Source organism: Micromonospora sp. KC213 (assembly GCF_004348325.1).
Classification (GTDB): Bacteria; Actinomycetota; Actinomycetes; order Mycobacteriales; family Micromonosporaceae; genus Micromonospora.
Map to the genome: position 1 here is coordinate 1 of NZ_SMKF01000030.1, position 16,127 is coordinate 16,127.

Annotated in this window: 8 protein-coding genes and 1 pseudogene; 6 read left to right on the plus strand and 3 right to left on the minus strand. The window is 69.2% G+C overall.

The features are described 5' to 3' along the window. The 5 genes from E1166_RS09575 to E1166_RS09595 all read left to right on the plus strand — a co-directional run. On the plus strand, positions 1 to 485 hold a 485-nt coding region (locus tag E1166_RS09575), incomplete at its 5' end, for a dihydrofolate reductase family protein (protein ID WP_132337664.1). Positions 486 to 958: 473 nt separating this feature from the next. Next, positions 959 to 1,834: an MEDS domain-containing protein gene (locus E1166_RS09580; protein ID WP_165944298.1), complete on the plus strand. Its 876-nt coding sequence runs from the start codon at positions 959 to 961 to the stop codon at positions 1,832 to 1,834. Continuing rightward, the gene (locus E1166_RS09585) at positions 1,831 to 2,766 is read left to right on the plus strand and encodes a sensor histidine kinase (protein WP_132337668.1); all 936 of its coding nucleotides are present in this window, start codon (positions 1,831 to 1,833) and stop codon (positions 2,764 to 2,766) included. Before E1166_RS09580 ends, E1166_RS09585 begins: the two co-directional genes overlap by 4 nt. Before the next feature lie 290 nt (positions 2,767 to 3,056). Further along, positions 3,057 to 5,846 (plus strand): DEAD/DEAH box helicase, encoded by a 2,790-nt coding sequence (locus E1166_RS09590; protein WP_132337670.1) that lies wholly within the window; start codon positions 3,057 to 3,059, stop codon positions 5,844 to 5,846. Between the two features lie 11 nt (positions 5,847 to 5,857). Next, the gene (locus E1166_RS09595; RefSeq protein ID WP_243710264.1) at positions 5,858 to 7,156 is read left to right on the plus strand and encodes an SWIM zinc finger family protein; all 1,299 of its coding nucleotides are present in this window, start codon (positions 5,858 to 5,860) and stop codon (positions 7,154 to 7,156) included. 500 nt (positions 7,157 to 7,656) lie between these two features. On the opposite strand, the gene E1166_RS09600 is transcribed toward E1166_RS09595, so the two are convergent. Then, the gene (locus E1166_RS09600; RefSeq protein ID WP_132337674.1) at positions 7,657 to 9,135 is read right to left on the minus strand and encodes a non-reducing end alpha-L-arabinofuranosidase family hydrolase; all 1,479 of its coding nucleotides are present in this window, start codon (positions 9,133 to 9,135) and stop codon (positions 7,657 to 7,659) included. A 1,131-nt stretch (positions 9,136 to 10,266) separates the two neighbouring features. Here E1166_RS09600 and E1166_RS09605 point away from each other — a divergent pair. Then, positions 10,267 to 12,996 carry a beta-L-arabinofuranosidase domain-containing protein gene (locus E1166_RS09605; RefSeq protein ID WP_132337676.1) on the plus strand — a complete coding sequence of 910 codons (2,730 nt, stop codon included), beginning with the start codon at positions 10,267 to 10,269 and terminating at the stop codon, positions 12,994 to 12,996. 94 nt (positions 12,997 to 13,090) lie between these two features. Here E1166_RS09605 and E1166_RS09610 read toward each other — a convergent pair. Together E1166_RS09610 and E1166_RS09615 are read right to left on the minus strand one after the other, a co-directional pair. Continuing rightward, a pseudogene (locus E1166_RS09610) lies at positions 13,091 to 13,243 on the minus strand (transposase); the annotation flags it as partial. A 39-nt stretch (positions 13,244 to 13,282) separates the two neighbouring features. Next, positions 13,283 to 15,694 (minus strand): SpoIIE family protein phosphatase, encoded by a 2,412-nt coding sequence (locus tag E1166_RS09615; protein WP_132337678.1) that lies wholly within the window; start codon positions 15,692 to 15,694, stop codon positions 13,283 to 13,285. Between the last annotated feature and the right edge of the window lie 433 nt (positions 15,695 to 16,127).

Genomic DNA, 16,127 nt, shown 5'->3' on the forward strand with positions numbered 1-16,127 from the left:
TCGCGACCCACTACCCGGAGACCCTGCCCGCCCCGGCCCGCACCGCCCTGTCCGTCACCGCCGAAGGCACCCACTTCGACACCGTGCTGGAAGGGCGCCGCAGCTACGAGATCGGACTCAAGGCCGGGGTCACCAACGCCTTCCCTCACCTTCGCCACCTGGTCTTCTCTCGGACCCTCACCGAGAGCCCCGACCCGACCGTCGAGCTGGTCGCCACCGACCCGACCCAGACGGTACGTGACCTCAAACGCCGGGACGGCAAGGACATCTGGCTGATCGGCGGCGCCGAACTGGCCGGCGCGCTCTACCACCAGATCGACCGACTGATCCTCAAAGTGGGCGCACTGACCGTCGGCACCGGCATCCCGCTGTTCTCCCGCACCGCCACCTTCGACCCCCGCGCCTGGCAACTCACCGACCACACCGTGCTGGACAGCGGTGCCGCCTTCCTCACCTACAACCGCCCCGCCGAATCCGCCGCATAAGGGGATGTGCGCCAACCATCCCTCCTCGCTTCGATCGGCCAACCACGCCGCCACAGCCTGAGATGCTCCGGATAGCCCCGATCAAGAGGTTGATCTAGGGGCGGGAAGGGGGTTCGCGGGCGCGTCCCGAGAGTCGTTCCGATACCCGGCGCGTCATCGGCATCCTTTCAGGGCGACAATGCAACGAACGACCCGACCCCATCGGTCGTTATCGCTTGACCCTGGCCTGACGCGATTTCCCGAACGTTGGTCCGCAAGCGCCGGTGCGGACTCCGAACAGCGCCCGGAAGTCGACTGCGGACCCGATCGTGCCGACGCCCGCAGGTCGATAGGTTCCAGCAAACCGGACACGCCCGAAGGGGCGTATCAGCAGCCTGCGGCGGGATGGTGTGAACACAGTGACGCTGTTGGCGTCGTTAGCGTGCACAATGGGACCGACGACACGCGAGGTGATCGAGGCGAGGGTGTGGACGGTGGAGCGGCTCCAACTCGGTGATCACGTCTGTGTCCTCGTCGACGGTGTCGATGACGGCCTCGAGGTGATCGCGCAAACCGTCGCGGCCGGCCTTGCCGCCGGCGACCGGGTTATCGTGTTCACCGAGTTGGTGCCGCCGGCGCAGGTGCTGGCCGGTCTGGAGGCCCGAGACATCCTGCCCGGCCGCGAGGGTCGGGCCGGGCAGGTACAGGTGGTGTCGGCTCGGGAGGCGTACCTGCCGGCGGGCCGCTTTGAGCCGGCCCGTCTCATGGAATCGCTGCGGGATCACGTCGAGCGGGCGACGCTTGACGGCTATCCGGGGTTGCGCCTGGTCGGTGACATGGCTTGGGCGCTGAGCGCTCCGCCCGGTGTCGACCAGTTGGCCGGCTACGAGGCGCAGGTCAACCACCTGTACATGGATGGGCGGGCGCTGGGTGTCTGCGTTTACGATCGGCGTGCTTTCGACGGTGACCTGCTGCAGCGGATTTCGTGCGCGCATCCCGCGACGCGCGCGACGGCGGTGGGGACGGGCTGGGCGCCGCTGCTGCGTATCCGCCGTACCAGCGATCCGTACGGGCTGCGGCTGATCGGTGAGGCGGACTTCAGCAGCGGCCAGGCGGTGGCCGCTGCCGTCGAGGCGCTGGTGGACCAGCAACCCGACCCACCCGCGCCCATCCACATCGATCTGGCGGGCCTTCGGTTCGCCGACGCGGCTACCGCCGCGCTGCTGACGCGGCTCGCGCTGCGCACGCCTGCCGGCGTGCACCTGTTCGGATGCCACGGCCCGGTGGCAAGGATCCTGGACTGCCTGGGGGCCACCGGGCTGCCGGCGGTACGCTTCAGCCGCGCCGCCGGGACGGAGCTGATCGCATGAGTACGACGACCGCGGACCCGTTCACCCATCCAGCGCTGCTGTACCGTGACGACGACGAATACCTGGCCGGTACCGTGCCATTCATCCGCGAGGGCCTGGCCGTCGGGGAACCGGTCGCGGTGGCCGTGCCCGCCGCCAACCTTGCACTGATCCGGGATGCTCTCGGCGCGGACGCCGAGCGGGTCCTGCTGCGCGACATGATGGTGGCCGGCCGCAATCCGGGCCGGATCATCCCCACCGTTCTGCTGGCCTTCGCCAACGCCAACCCGGGGCGGCGGGTGCGGTTGATCGGTGAGCCGATCTGGGCAGGGCGCAGCGCCACCGAATATCCGGCATGCGCCCAGCACGAGGCGCTCATCAACGCCGCGTTCGCCGGCCGGCCGGCCACGATCCTGTGTCCCTACAACACCCGCCTGCTCGACCCGGTGTGGATCGAGGACGCGTACAAGACCCACCCGGTCATGGTCGACGCCGACGGTGGCTTCGACAGCGTCCACTACGACGAGCCGTCCGTGGTCGCCGCGGCCTTCAACCTGCCGCTACCCGACCCGCCACCGCATGCCACCACCCTCACGATCGACGTGTTCGCCCTACCGGTCGTGCGGCGCATGGCCGCCGAGCACGCCGAGCGGGCCGGGCTGCCACCGCAGCGGATCGCCGACCTGGTCCTGGCCGTGAACGAGCTGACGACCAACACCCTCCGGCACGGCGGCGGAACCGGGAAACTCGCGCTCTGGACCGACGACGACCAGCTGGTCTGTCAGCTCGCGGACAACGGCTACCTCAGCGATCCCCTCGCGGGACGCATCCCCGTGCCGGCCGACGCGCTCGGCGGCGGCCGGGGCCTGCTGCTAGTCAATCAGCTGTGCGATCTCGTCCGGGTCTATACCAGCTCGGCCGGCACCACCATCCGCGCCTACCTGCACCGCTGAATCGACCGACGGCCCACAACGGCAGGACCGGTCTCCGGTCATGCTTCGCCGATGCGACGTCGCACGCCTCCTCGGCGCGTGCGCACGAACGAGCATCTGATCTTGAGCTGACGTGCGCGGCGTGTGCTCTCCAGTCGGTGTCATCGTCGGTTGACCGACGCCAGCGCAGGCCAGCATGGCCGATCGCGGTCAGTTCGTCCGGGAGATCATTCCTGTCACTACGGTACGGTGTACGTTAGCGTGTCGACTGCGGTAGGCGACGTGATGCCTGCCCGATTCCTGGAGGTACGGTGCAACTCGGGCGGTTCGCGGTGATCTTCGAACCGGGCGATCCGCCCCGGACCGGCACGGTCAATGTCTACAACGCCGCCGGCGGCGCCCTCCCGGCTGAGTTCGACGAACTGGGTGAGTGCCGCGAGCTGGATCTCGCGCTCCCCATCGACGGCCCGGTGGCGGCCTGGACGGTGCCGGTCTGCGCAGTGCCGATCGGCGACGCCGTCCGGCACCTCGTCGCGCTGCGCGACCTGGCGGACGTCACCCCCGCCGCCGCCTTCTGGTCCACCGTTGCGGTGACCGGCCTACACCTGGTCGCTCGCGGGCGCCTGCTGCCGGGCGTCTCCCCGAAGGGGTATGACGCCTGGCGGGCGGGCCCCTTCGACATCGCCGACATGGAGCTCATCCGGGCCCTCGCTGCGGCGATGCCACCCGAAGCCCGTGCGGCGCCAATCGACATCGCCGCCGCTCAGCTCGTCCTGCCCGATGCGCAGGCGCTGGTCCGGGCCTTCCTCGACGCGGTGGCCGACACGCTGCCGCGCACCCCGGCGGCTCCCTGGCTGACCGGGGACGTGCGTTTCACCGCCCTTGAACCCCAGCCAGTGGAGGACCTGCGTGGCTGGGCGCGGGAAGTCTCCGCCGGGGTGGACACCGGCCTGCGGGTGGCGCTGCGGCTGGAGGGCCGCGGGGATTTCGACACCACCCCGGTCGTCGCCGTCGTCCGGCTGCGCAGCCTCTCCGACCCGACGCTGGTCAGTGACGCGGCGGCGCTGTGGGAGGGCGCCGACCACGGTCTCGGCCGCCGGGCGACCTTCGAGGCGATGCTCGCCGTCCGCCGGGCCGCTGCGGTGTGGCAGCCGTTGCAACGGCTCCTCGACGAGGCCGCGCCGGTCGAGTTGGAGCTGCTCGACGAGGATCTGGTCGACCTCCTCGGGGGTGCCGAGGAACAGCTGGCCGGTGCCGGCATCGACATCGAGTGGCCACCCCAGCTCTTCCGCGAGCTCAACGCCCGGGCGCTGGTCAGTTCCCCGCCGGAGCGGCCGGCCCACATGGCGGAGTTCTTCCGTTCTGCCGTGCCGATGCCACTGAGTTGGCAGCTCACCCTGGCCGGCGTGCCGCTGACCGATGGGGAGATGGATCTGGTGGCCAGGTCTCGGCCGATCCTCCGGTTACGGGACCAGTGGGTAGCCGTCGAGCCGGAGCTGGCCCGCAAGGCCCGAGAGCGGCAGTTACGGCCCCTGACGGCGTACGACGCGCTGGCCTCGACGTTGATCGGCAGCGCCGAGATCGACGGTGATCAGGTCGAGGTGGTGGCTGACGGTTGGTTGGGCACGCTGCACGAGTGGATCGCCGATCCGGAGGGCGGCCCCGAGCCCCTGGCCCCACCGTCCGGTCTCCAGGGCACCCTGCGTGACTACCAGCTGCGTGGTCTGCGGTGGCTGGAACGGATGACCATGTTCGGCTTCGGTGGCTGCCTCGCCGACGACATGGGCCTGGGTAAGACCGTCACTGTCATCTCGCTGTACCTACGACGCCAGGAGAACCCGCCGACCGCTGGTCCGGCGCTCGTGATCTGTCCCGCCTCGGTGCTCGGCAACTGGGAGCGGGAGATCCAGCGGTTCGCCCCCGGCGTCCCGGTCCGCCGCTTCCATGGCAGCGCCCGATCTCTGGACGGGCTGACCGAGGGATTCGTGCTCACCAGCTACGGAACCATGCGCGTCGACGCCGGTTTCCTCGCCCGCCAGGACTGGGGCCTGGTGGTCGCCGACGAGGCGCAGTACGTGAAGAACCGGCTCAGCAGCACCGCGAAGGCGCTGCGGGAGATCCCTGCCCGATCGCGGATCGCGCTCACCGGCACGCCGGTGGAGAACAACCTCTCCGAGCTGTGGGCCATCCTCGACTGGACCACGCCCGGCCTGCTCGACAAGGTCGGCACGTTCCGGGCGCGGTGGGCGCGGCCGATCGAGGTGGACCGCGATGGCGCGGCGGTACAGCGACTGTCCCGGTTGGCGCGGCCGTTCCTCATGCGGCGGCGTAAGTCCGACCCCGGCATCGCACCCGAGCTGCCGCCCAAGACCGTCACCGACCATCTGGTCCCGCTCACCGGGGAGCAGACCATCCTGTACCAAAAGGTGGTGGGTGAGGTGATGGCGGAGATCAGGGCCAGCACCACCCAGATCGCCCGCCGTGGCCTGGTGCTCAAGCTGCTGGTCGGTCTGAAGCAGGTGTGCAACCACCCGGCGCACTACCTCAAGGAGCCGCACGGCAAGCTCAGCGGCCGGTCGGAGAAGCTCCAGCTCCTCGACGATCTGCTGGAGACGATCCTCGCCGAGGACGGTGGCGCGCTGGTCTTCACCCAGTACGTGCAGATGGCCCGGCTACTGGAGCGGCACATGGCCGAGCGGGGGGTGGCGGCGCAGATCCTGCACGGTGGCACACCGGTGCCCCAGCGGGAGGAGATGGTCCAGCGGTTCCAGGCCGGCGAGGTACCGGTGTTCCTGCTCTCGCTCAAGGCGGCCGGTACCGGCCTGAACCTGACCCGTGCGGACCATGTCATCCACTACGACCGCTGGTGGAATCCGGCCGTCGAGGAACAGGCCACCGACCGCGCCTACCGGATCGGGCAGACCAAGCCGGTGCAGGTTCACCGGCTGATCGCCCAGGGCACGCTGGAGGATCGCATCGCCGAGCTGCTGGAGGCCAAGCGGGAATTGGCCGACGCGGTGCTCACCGGCGGGGAGAGCGCCCTGACCGAACTGTCCGAGTCCGAACTGCTCCGGCTCGTGCAGCTCCGCGACGAGGGATGAGGAGCCAGGACGTGGATTTCGACGTCGAATTGGACGACGAGCTGGACGGCGCCGACGACGCGGAGCCGTCCGAGGACGACAGGCGGGCTCGTAGCTTTCCGACGTTCGGACCGGGCAAGCGGATCGGCAAGAAGTTCGCCGACACGTGGTGGGGCAACGCCTGGATCGATGCGATGGAGCGCACCGCGCTCGGCCCGGAGCAGCTCAAGAGGGGCCGCCGGTACGCGTGCGCGGGTCAGGTGGGGTCGATCACGGTGAGCCCGGGCCGGATCTCCGCTCCGGTGCACGACGGTGACCAGTACGCGCCACACGAGACGGTGGTGCGCATCGGAACCCTCTCCGAGGTTCAGTGGGACCGGCTGCTGGACAAGGTCGCCGCGAAGGCGGGACACATCGCTGCGCTACTCGACCGGGAGATGCCGTACGACCTGGTCGACACCGCCGACGACGCCCGGGTCCGGTTGCTGCCCGGTTTCGGTGATTTCGAGCCGGCATGCGACTGCCCCTCCTGGGACCACCCGTGCCGGCACGCCGCGGCGTTGTCGTACCAGGCAGCGTGGCTGCTGGACCGGGACCCGTTCGTGCTGCTGCTGATGCGCGGACGCGCCGAGCGGGAGCTGATCGAGGAACTGCGCGAACGTAACGCCCGCCGCTCGATTGCCGCGACGGACGACGACGGCCTCCTCGGCACGCGCGCGGAGGAGGCGTACGCGGCCCCCCGGGTTCCGCTGCCGGCGCCGAGCCGACCGGTGCACGGCGAGCCGATGGCGCTCGCTCCGCTCCTCGAAGACCACCCGGCGCCCGGCATCCACGCGGAGGCGCTGGGGGTGCTCGTCGCCGACACCGCTTCTCGTGCCCGGCACATGCTCGCCGCGAACCGTTCGGAGGTGCCCGCCCCCGAGCACGACGCCTGGCAGGACGCGGTGCGGCTGGCCTCCCGGATGCCGCGTTCCCGGGTCGCGAAGCGACTCGGTGAGGCCAGCGGTCGGGCTGACGAACTGCCCAGGGCACTCAAGGCATGGGAATACGCCGGGGCAGACGGCGTGGACGCCATGGACGCGGTGTTCAGCCCACCCCGGGAGGTCGCGGCCCGCGCCACGGACGCGTTGCGCGAGGCTTGGGAGGGCGACGGCCCGGCACCCGACGTGAAGAACTGGCGCAACCGGTGGACCGTCGGGCGGGACGTGCAGCTACGGTACGGCCGGGACGGGCGCTGGTATCCGTTCCGGCGTCGCTCCGGGGAATGGTGGCCGGCCGGGCCAGCCAGCCACGACCCGGCCGATGCCCTGCTCGACACGTCCCGCGACTGACCACCGCCACCGAGCGACGTCCGGTCGGCTGGTCGTCACCGTTCTTCCCACTGATGCGGCCACCGGCGCGACGGCCGCGTCAGCGGGCGGGTGCGCCCGCGGCGGATCGAACCTGCTGCAGGGCGGCGTTGGTCGGTGCGGCCGCACCAGTGACGGGCGGCGGCGGGTACGAGGGCGGTGCCGGCCGGCTCACCGCGGCCGGCCCGGTTCCTTCTTCCTTACCCGGCTCATCCAGTGGGCCACGTCCCGCACCGACAAGGGCGCCGCCTTCGCCCGCCACCTCGCCGTTTTCGACGACCAACGGCCGTAGCTCGACGGCGCGGCGCGCCAACCGGGGTGATCCGGGCTCTGCGTGCTGGGCGGGCTCGGCAATGCACCGAGCCCGCCCTCGAGTTCCACCCGATCCTGATCGCGAGCCGTGACAACGCTTGCCCGGTCCGGCGTCCGTCGTTGCCCGCGAGCTCAGGAACACTCGAGCCGGACCTGCGTCACGCGACTAGCTAGCGCTGCAGGGTCAGCACGCCCGGCCGGTACGGCAGGAGGCCGTAGTCCATGCCGTCGGAGCGGGGGTCGCGTCCCTGGTAGAGGAACTGCAGGTTGCACGGGTCGATGGTCTTGGTCTGGTCGGGGTTGGTGCGCACCAGATCGCCGTGGCTGATGTCGTTGGTCCAGGTGGCGCCACTGTTGGCCTTGCCGGCGAAGGGGTTGGTCAGGGTGTCGGCCTGCGGTGTCCACGTACCGTCGAGGCTGGTGGCCGTGAACGAGCGGAAGTAACGACCCTGCGAGCTCTGCGCCTCGACGATCATGAGGTACTGGTTCTGGCCCTGGACCTTGTAGACCTCGACCGCTTCGAACAGCCTCTCCGGCGTGTCGCTCATGATCTTCGTGTAGCTCGAGCCGAAACTGCCCGGGAAGTTCCCGAGGGGCATGCTGGACCGGTAGATGTTGCCGAGGTCGTCGGCGAAGAACATGTACATGTTCTTGTCGTCGGCGATGAGGGTCTGGTCGATGGGGGCCCCGGTGGGGAGGGTGCCCGTGAACAGCTCCTGATGCGCTCCCCAGCCGTTGGGGTTGGTGGGGTCGGTCGAGGTGCGGTAGGAGAAGGTGTATGGCCAACCCCACTGGTACGCGAGCACCCAGATGTTCTTCGGGGCGTGGTACAGAAGAGTGGGCGCGACGGCGTTGAAAGGCAATTTGGTCTGGGTGGCCGACGCCATGTCGGACCAGTTCGTGAAGGGGCTGAACATCGTCGACTCCCAGGCCCCGTTGACCCGGGTGTCGTGCGTCGTCCCGTAAACCAGCTTCTTGCCGTTGTGGACGACGGCGGTGAAGTCCTTGAGCGAGACCCACCCCGACGCCGGTTCCGCCAGCGGGCCCGTCGACGTCCAGCGGTACGTGGAGGGTAGGGCGCAGGCGCCGCCGTCGACGCGAACGAGTTGCCACTGCTGGTTGGCGCCGTTCCAGTCGTCGTACTGCTGGATGTTGGCGCCGTCGGCGGTCGACAGGCCCCCCACCTCGACGGCCTTGCCGCTGTTGCGGTTGATCAGTCGGACGTAGCCGCTGTCGGAGTCGACCAGCCGGAACTGCTGGTTGGTGCCGTTGGTGTCGGTCCACTGCACGATCGCCGCGACGTTGGCGGTGGAGGAGCCGGACACGGCGGCGACCTTGCCGGAGTGACGGGCCTTGAGCCGGTAGTAGCCGCCGCCGGAGTCCACGAACTGGAACTGCTGGTTGTTGGCGTTGGTGCGGTTCCACTGGATGAGCCGGGCGCCGTCGGCGGTGGACGCGCCGTTGACGTCGAGCGCCTTGCCACTGTTGCGGTTCACCAGCACGTACCAGGCGGTGGTCTCCACCGTGGCGGCCGACGCCGGCGTGGCCACCGTGAGCAGCCCGCCCACGACCGCCACGACTGCCGCAGCGGCCAACCCCGACCGCCACCGACGACGCCACCTCACGGTGCGCGCAAACCCAACCGACATAGCATCCTTCCTTTCCTCATGTGGGACCGCAGACATCAAGCGAGCCTGGCAGTGGTTGGTGAGCCGACCCACCGGCATGGACATAGACGTCTGCCTATGTGAGCGCTAACATCGACGGCCAAATATCGGCCGGCACGTCAACAATCAATGCGGCACCCGAGTTGGGTGTGCAGCTCCCCCGCGGCACCGGTCGCCCGGCACCCCGACATGCGGCTCGACGGGACCGCGCAGCGCTGCCGCACCCGGCCCAGACGAGCGATGACCGGCTGCCCGTGCGGCCGGTTACACGTTCGTGTCCAACGAGTTGCGGCACATCCTCAGCGATCAGCGTGGGGCAAGTCAACACCCGGGACCTCGCGACCGTGACAGGTTGCGGAGATCATCACCACCAGCCACCACAAGTACGGAAAGCCCTTTTTGATGCCTTGCTCGACGAAGTGAGACCCAGCCTGACGACACAGTCGATTGACGCGGCCGGCTACCATCCCGACCCCTGTACGTGCCACCGGACGGTGTCGGTGCGCCGGTCCTCGCGCAGTGCCAGATACGCCAGTGTGAACACAGACCCACACGGCCGCCACTGCTTCAGCAGTGGAGCCCACTGTCCGAGCGACAGCTTCTTCCGCCCCGCAACCGAGCGAGCGACCCGACCAGATCAAGGTGCACCGGGACTGGACCCGGAGGGTCGACAGCTTCCGCTCACCGCCGTCGAAATCATCCGGGGACGACGGCCACCCGCCGTGACACGGCTGGCCGACACGCAAACCTTCTGGGTGAAGCAGTCGCCTACCACCTGCAACAGCGGCTCGCCGAAGGGATTGACAGCATAGGTGTTATCGCTAACATTCTGCGGTAACACCGCCTTCACCTGTCCGTCACCCAGGGTCTTGACGGCAGCCTCGGGTGGCGAGCAGGCACATTTCCCTCCCCCAGCCCGCATTCCACCGCCCTTCAGCCACCACAGTGGCCCGCCCCTGTTGACGCTCACATCCCGGGTTGCGGACACTTGCTGCAGCCGTCACCCCCGGTTGAACTCCACGCGACCCACAGCGATGCCGGCGCCCCTCCCCCGGAACGCGAGCGCCGGCCGCCCGCACAACCGACGACCACCCCGCAGACCACGGAGGCCCCATGTCCTCGCCAATCAGCCGGCGCCGTCTGATCCAGGCCGTCGGCGCGACGGCGGTGATGTCCGCTACCGGCGCCGCCACAGTCGGTGCCGCGCCCGCGGCCGCCGCCCTTGCCCCAGCCCGGCCGGACATCGGCGTCTCGGCATTTCCGTTCGACCTCGGGCAGGTCCGGCTGACCGCCAGCCGGTGGCTGGACAACCAGACCCGCACCCTGAACTACCTGCGCTTCGTCGACGTCAACCGGCTGCTCTACAACTTCCGCGCCAACCATCGCCTCTCCACCGGCGGTGCCGCGGCACCCGGCGGCTGGGACGGTCCCACGTTCCCCTTCCGCAGCCACGTTCAGGGGCACTTCCTGACCGCCTGGGCGCACGCGTGGGCGGTGCTCGGCGACACGACCTGCCGGGACAAGGCCAACCTGATGGTGGCCGAACTCGCCAAGTGCCAGGCGAACAACGTTGCCGCCGGCTTCAACACCGGATACCTCTCCGGGTTCCCCGAGTCCGACTTCACCAGCCTCGAAGCGCGGACGTTGACCAACGGCAACGTGCCGTACTACTGCATCGACAAAACCCTCGCCGGCCTGCTCGACGTGTGGCGTCACATCGGCAACACCCAGGCCCGCGACGTCCTTCTGGCGCTCGCCGGCTGGGTCGACTGGCGCACCAGCCGGTTGACCACGAGCCAGATGCAGGCCATGCTGGCCACCGAGTTCGGCGGCATGAACCTCGTCCTGACCGACCTGTACCAGCAGACCGGCGACGCCCGCTGGCTGACCGCCGCCCAGCGGTTCGACCACGCCGCCGTCTTCGACCCGCTGGCCGCCAACCAGGACCAGCTAGCCGGGCTGCACGCCAACACCCAGGTTCCCAAGTGGGTGGGTGCCGCCCGTCAGTTCAAGGCCACCGGCACCACCCGCTACCGGGACATCGCCAGCAACGCGTGGAACATCACCGTCGACGCGCACACCTACGTCATCGGCGGCAACAGCCAGGCCGAGCACTTCCGAGCCCCCGACGCCATCGCCACGTACCTGCGCACGGACGCCTGCGAGGCGTGCAACACGTACAACATGCTGAAGCTGACGCGTGAACTGTGGCTGCTGGACCCGAACCGCGCGGCCTACTTCGACTACTACGAGCGGGCGCTGCTCAACCACATGATCGGTCAGCAGAACCCCGCCGACAACCACGGTCACGTCACCTACTTCACACCGCTAAACCCCGGTGGCCGGCGTGGCGTCGGTCCGGCGTGGGGCGGTGGCACCTGGAGCACCGACTACGACTCCTTCTGGTGTTGCCAGGGCACCGGGCTGGAGACCAACACCAAGCTGATGGACTCCATCTACTTCCACAACGGCACGACCCTGACGGTCAACCTGTTCATGCCGTCGGTGCTCAACTGGTCGCAGCGCGGAATCACGGTCGCCCAGACCACCTCGTACCCGGCCAACGACACCACGACCATCACCGTCACGGGCTCGGTCGGCGGGTCATGGACAATGCGGATCCGAATCCCGGCGTGGACGAGCGGGGCGGGCATCAGCGTCAACGGCACGCCGCAGAACATCGCCACGACGCCGGGCAGCTACGCCAGCCTGACCCGCTCCTGGACCTCCGGGGACGTGGTCACGGTCCGCCTGCCGATGCGCGTCGTCCTGGCCGCCGCCAACGACAACCCGGCCGTGCAGGCGATCACGTACGGCCCGGTGGTGTTGTCCGGCAACTACGGCAACACGGCCCTGAGCGCGCTGCCCTCCCTCGACCCCACCTCGATCACCCGGACCAGCACCAGCGCGCTCGCGTTCACCGCCGTCGCCAACGGCTCCCCGGTCAACCTCGGGCCCTTCCACGACGCCCACGGGCACAACTACACCGTCTACTGGGCCACCGGCGGGGGCACCGCCAGCTTCCGCCTGGCCAACGCGGCCAGCAACCTGGTGCTCGGCATCAGGGACATGTCCACCGCCGACGGCGGGCTTGCGCTCCAGTGGGGCGACACCGGCACCGCCGACCACGACTGGCAGATCGTGGTCGACGGGACGGCGGTACGGCTGCGCAACGTCAACAGCGGCAAGGTGCTCGGGGTGGACAACATGTCCACCGCCGACAACGCCCGTATTCTCCAGTGGGCCGACAACGGCACCGCCGACCACCTCTGGACCCTCGTCGACGCGGGCGACGGTTCACACAAGCTGCGCAACGTGCACACCGGCAAGCTGTTGGCGATCCTGGACGGGTCGACGGCACAGGGGGCCCAGGCGGTGCAGGACCAGGACAACGGCAGCCGGGACAACCAGTGGCGGTTCATCCCGAACGGCGCCCGCCGGCTCCAGAACCTCAACAGCGGGCTGGTGCTCGGTGTGCAGAACATGTCCACCGCCGACGGCGGGCTGGTCATCCAGTGGAACGACAACGGCACCGCCGACCACCTCTGGACCGCGATCGTGGACACCGACGGCTACCTGCGCCTACGCAACTCCCACAGTGGCAAGGTGCTCGGCGTCGAGAACATGTCGACCGTCAACGGCGCCCGGGTCCTGCAGTGGGCGGACAACGGCACCAACGACCACCGATGGCGGCTGCGGTACGGCCGCAACGGTTACTTCCGCATCCAGTGCGCCAACGGCGGCCGGGTCCTCGGCGTCACCAACGGGTCGACCTCGGCCGGCGCACAGGTCACCGTCTGGGACGACAACGGCAGCGACGACCACCTCTGGCGGTTCATCTGATCCCTGCGCGGACGTGAACGCGCCGCTCGGCGGCGGCCCGGTGGGCAGGGCTTTCCCGGCCCGCCCAGGCCGCCGCCGAGCGGGTCGGGCGACGCGCTGCGTAGATCTCATCCAGAGGCCGGTGAGACCAGTCGGTCATCTCCTCGACCACCTTGTCAGTGATTCGCGAGATCGTCTCCTTGCTGACCGGCGCGCCGTAGATCTCGGCGACGTGCACGCTGATCTCCCCGGTCGTCAGACCTCTGGCAGCGGGGACGGCGGGTAGCCGGTCGGCGGATGGCGCGTGTCAAGCTCGTTGTTCGGGCGGGCAGAGTTCGAACCAGACGGTTTTGCCGGTTCCGGGAAGTGGTGCGGATCCCCACGCGTGGGCGAGGCGTTCGATGATGTGCATGCCCCGGCCTGTGTCGCTGGAGCTGTCGATGGATCGTTTGACGGGTCGACGGTTGCTGCTGTCATGCACGTCGATGCGTAGTCGTTGGCCCATGGTGATGCGGACTTCCACGTCGCCGGCCGTGTGTTGCACCGCGTTGGCGATGACTTCGCCGAGGATGAGGCCCGCGTCCTCGCGCAGCGGGTGCTGGTCCCACGCGGCCAGGATGTCGTCGGCGAAGTGCCGGGCAGCCGATGTGCTGGTGGCGTCACCGCGGAAGCGTCGTCGGGCGGTGCGCGGCCCGGGCGGCGGTGCTGCGGTGACGGTGAGTGCGAGGATGGCCACGTCGTCGCGGCGTGGATACGGTCCGATGTCGGCCTTGACGAGGTGTTCCACCAAGTCTTCGGGATTGTCCGTTGGTGCCGAGTCCAGCGCCGCGAGCAGGTCCGTCAGACCCTGGTCGAGGGGGTAGCGGCGGTCTTCGACGAGGCCATCGGTATAGAGCACGAGGCTGCATCCGCTGGGCAGCAGGAAGGTGGAGTCGTGGTAGTGGGCGCCGCGGACGCCCAGAGGTGGTCCCGTCCTCAGTGGTAGGCAGCGGGCGTGCCCGTCGACGCGCAGCACGGGAGGTGGGTGCCCGGCGAGCACGGCGGTCGCGGTCCCTTCGGTCAGGTGCAGCTCGAGGTAGCAGCAGGTGGCCATGGCGTGAGGCTCGAACCGCAGCAGCAACTCGTTCACCCGACGCATCACCCCCGTGGGGCTGTGTCCGTCAGCGGCGTAGGCGCGGATGGCGTTGCGTAGTTGGCCCATCATCGCCGCTGCCTGAGGGCTGTGGCCGGCGACGTCACCGATGACGACCGCTGCGGTGTCCGGATCGATCTGGATGACGTCGTACCAGTCGCCGCCGATATCCGCGCCCTGGGTCCAGGGCAGGTACCGCACGGCGTGTCGTGCGCCGCGCAGGGTGGGTAGCGCGGTCGGCAGCAGGGCCCGTTGCAGGTCTGCCGCGATCGACAACTGAGCCTGAAAGAGGAATGCGCGCTGCAACGCCTGGGCAGCGAGCCGACTGAACGCGATCAGGTTCTCGCGCTCGTCCTCGTCGAACTGCCGCGGACGGGGGTAGCCGATCACCAGCGCGCCGAGTACCTGCCCGCCGGTGCTCAGTGGTAGGAACGCCCACGCGGCCCTGCCCCCGCCAGGGACGGCGGCGCGTGTGTCAAATTGTGCCCTGGCGAACTCCTCGGGCGAGCCGAGGTAGCGTGGCTGGCCGGTGGTGCTGACGCCGGTGGCCGGGTAGGGGTGGGACAACGGCAAGGCGCGCAGCGCGGCGACGACGTGGTCTTCGTATCCGGCGTGGTAGCGCAACACCAGCCGGTCCTGCTCGGTGAGCAGGACCGCGAGGCTGTTCCCGCCCGCCGAGGACCGTACGACCTCGCCCAACGCGTCATACACCTGCTCCGGCGTACTGGCCGCGACCAGTGCGGCGGTGACGGTCTGCAGCGCCGCGGTGCGGGTCGCGGCCGCGCGGACCTGCGCCGCGATGCTCTCGAGCTGCAATTGGTGACCGACCTGTTCGGTGACGTCGCGGTAGGACACGGCGACGACATCGACATCGACCCGGGTGACCTTCAGCTCCCACACCTGCCCGGTGGTGGGTGAGGTGAGCTGCTGCTGCCACGGTTCGCCCCCATCGGCGACCTGGCGAAAGAACGGGAGTAGGCCCAGCTCGGTGCTACTGGCGGAGGTTTCGCTGACCCGGTGCCCGACAAGCTCTTCGACGGTGCGGCCGGCGACCTTGGCGCCGATTTGATTGACGTACTCACGGGTGAAAGCCGCAATCGTTCCGTCGTCGTCACGAACCGCCCGCAGCAGGGCGAACCCGTCGAACGCCGCGTCGAGTGCTTCGTACAGCCGAGTCCCGCCCTCCGTCTGCGCCCCCATGGTCAGCTTGCTGAGATCGACGAACCGTGCGATGAACCCGTCCCCGAACGGCACCACCCGGAACTCGAAATGCCCCGTCACGCTCGCCCGGTCGTAGTACACGGTGCGAACAGCTGGCACCCGCTCCTGCACCACTCGCCGATAGAACGGCAGGGTGCCGTCGGTGACGGTGTCCGGCCACAACTCTCGGTAGCCGCGTCCGATCAACTCTTCCCGAGGGCGCCCCAGAAAGCGGCCACCGGCCTCGTTGAGATAGACCAGCCGGAAGTCGACGATGACCGCATCCTGATCACGAACCGCAGCGGCCATCGCACACCCATGAGGATCGGAATCCAGAAGGGCCAACACGTCCGCCGAAGGGGCAATGCCCGGCAGGTCTCCGCTCATCGCCGTCCCCTCGCCAAGCCGCCACCCGACAGCCTAATACTCCAGCCGCACCCGAGGGAGTGCGTCGATTTCGGCTCTGTCTCACATCCGGTGGTGACGAGGCGTCCTCCGGCGACCAGCGCTGCTCGCTGGCGGCGTTGCTGGGATACGGCTTCCAATCACCCATGGCCGGAGTAACGCCGCAGCCACCTGACGTCCACGAGCAGGACTCGCATTCCACCTTGCCGCCGCACTCGCCTCGACGGAGGGCCTACGCGTCGTCTGGAGTCGACACCTGGTACGCGCTCGACGCCCTTCCGAGGGAGCCATCCCGGGACGAACACCACGCGCCCTACGGCGATCGGATGCAGGAACCGGGCGTTGACTTCCGGAATTTACTCGGTGCAGGATGTGGCGCAACGCATTGGACACCGGCGCGAAACGAGGCTCGGAC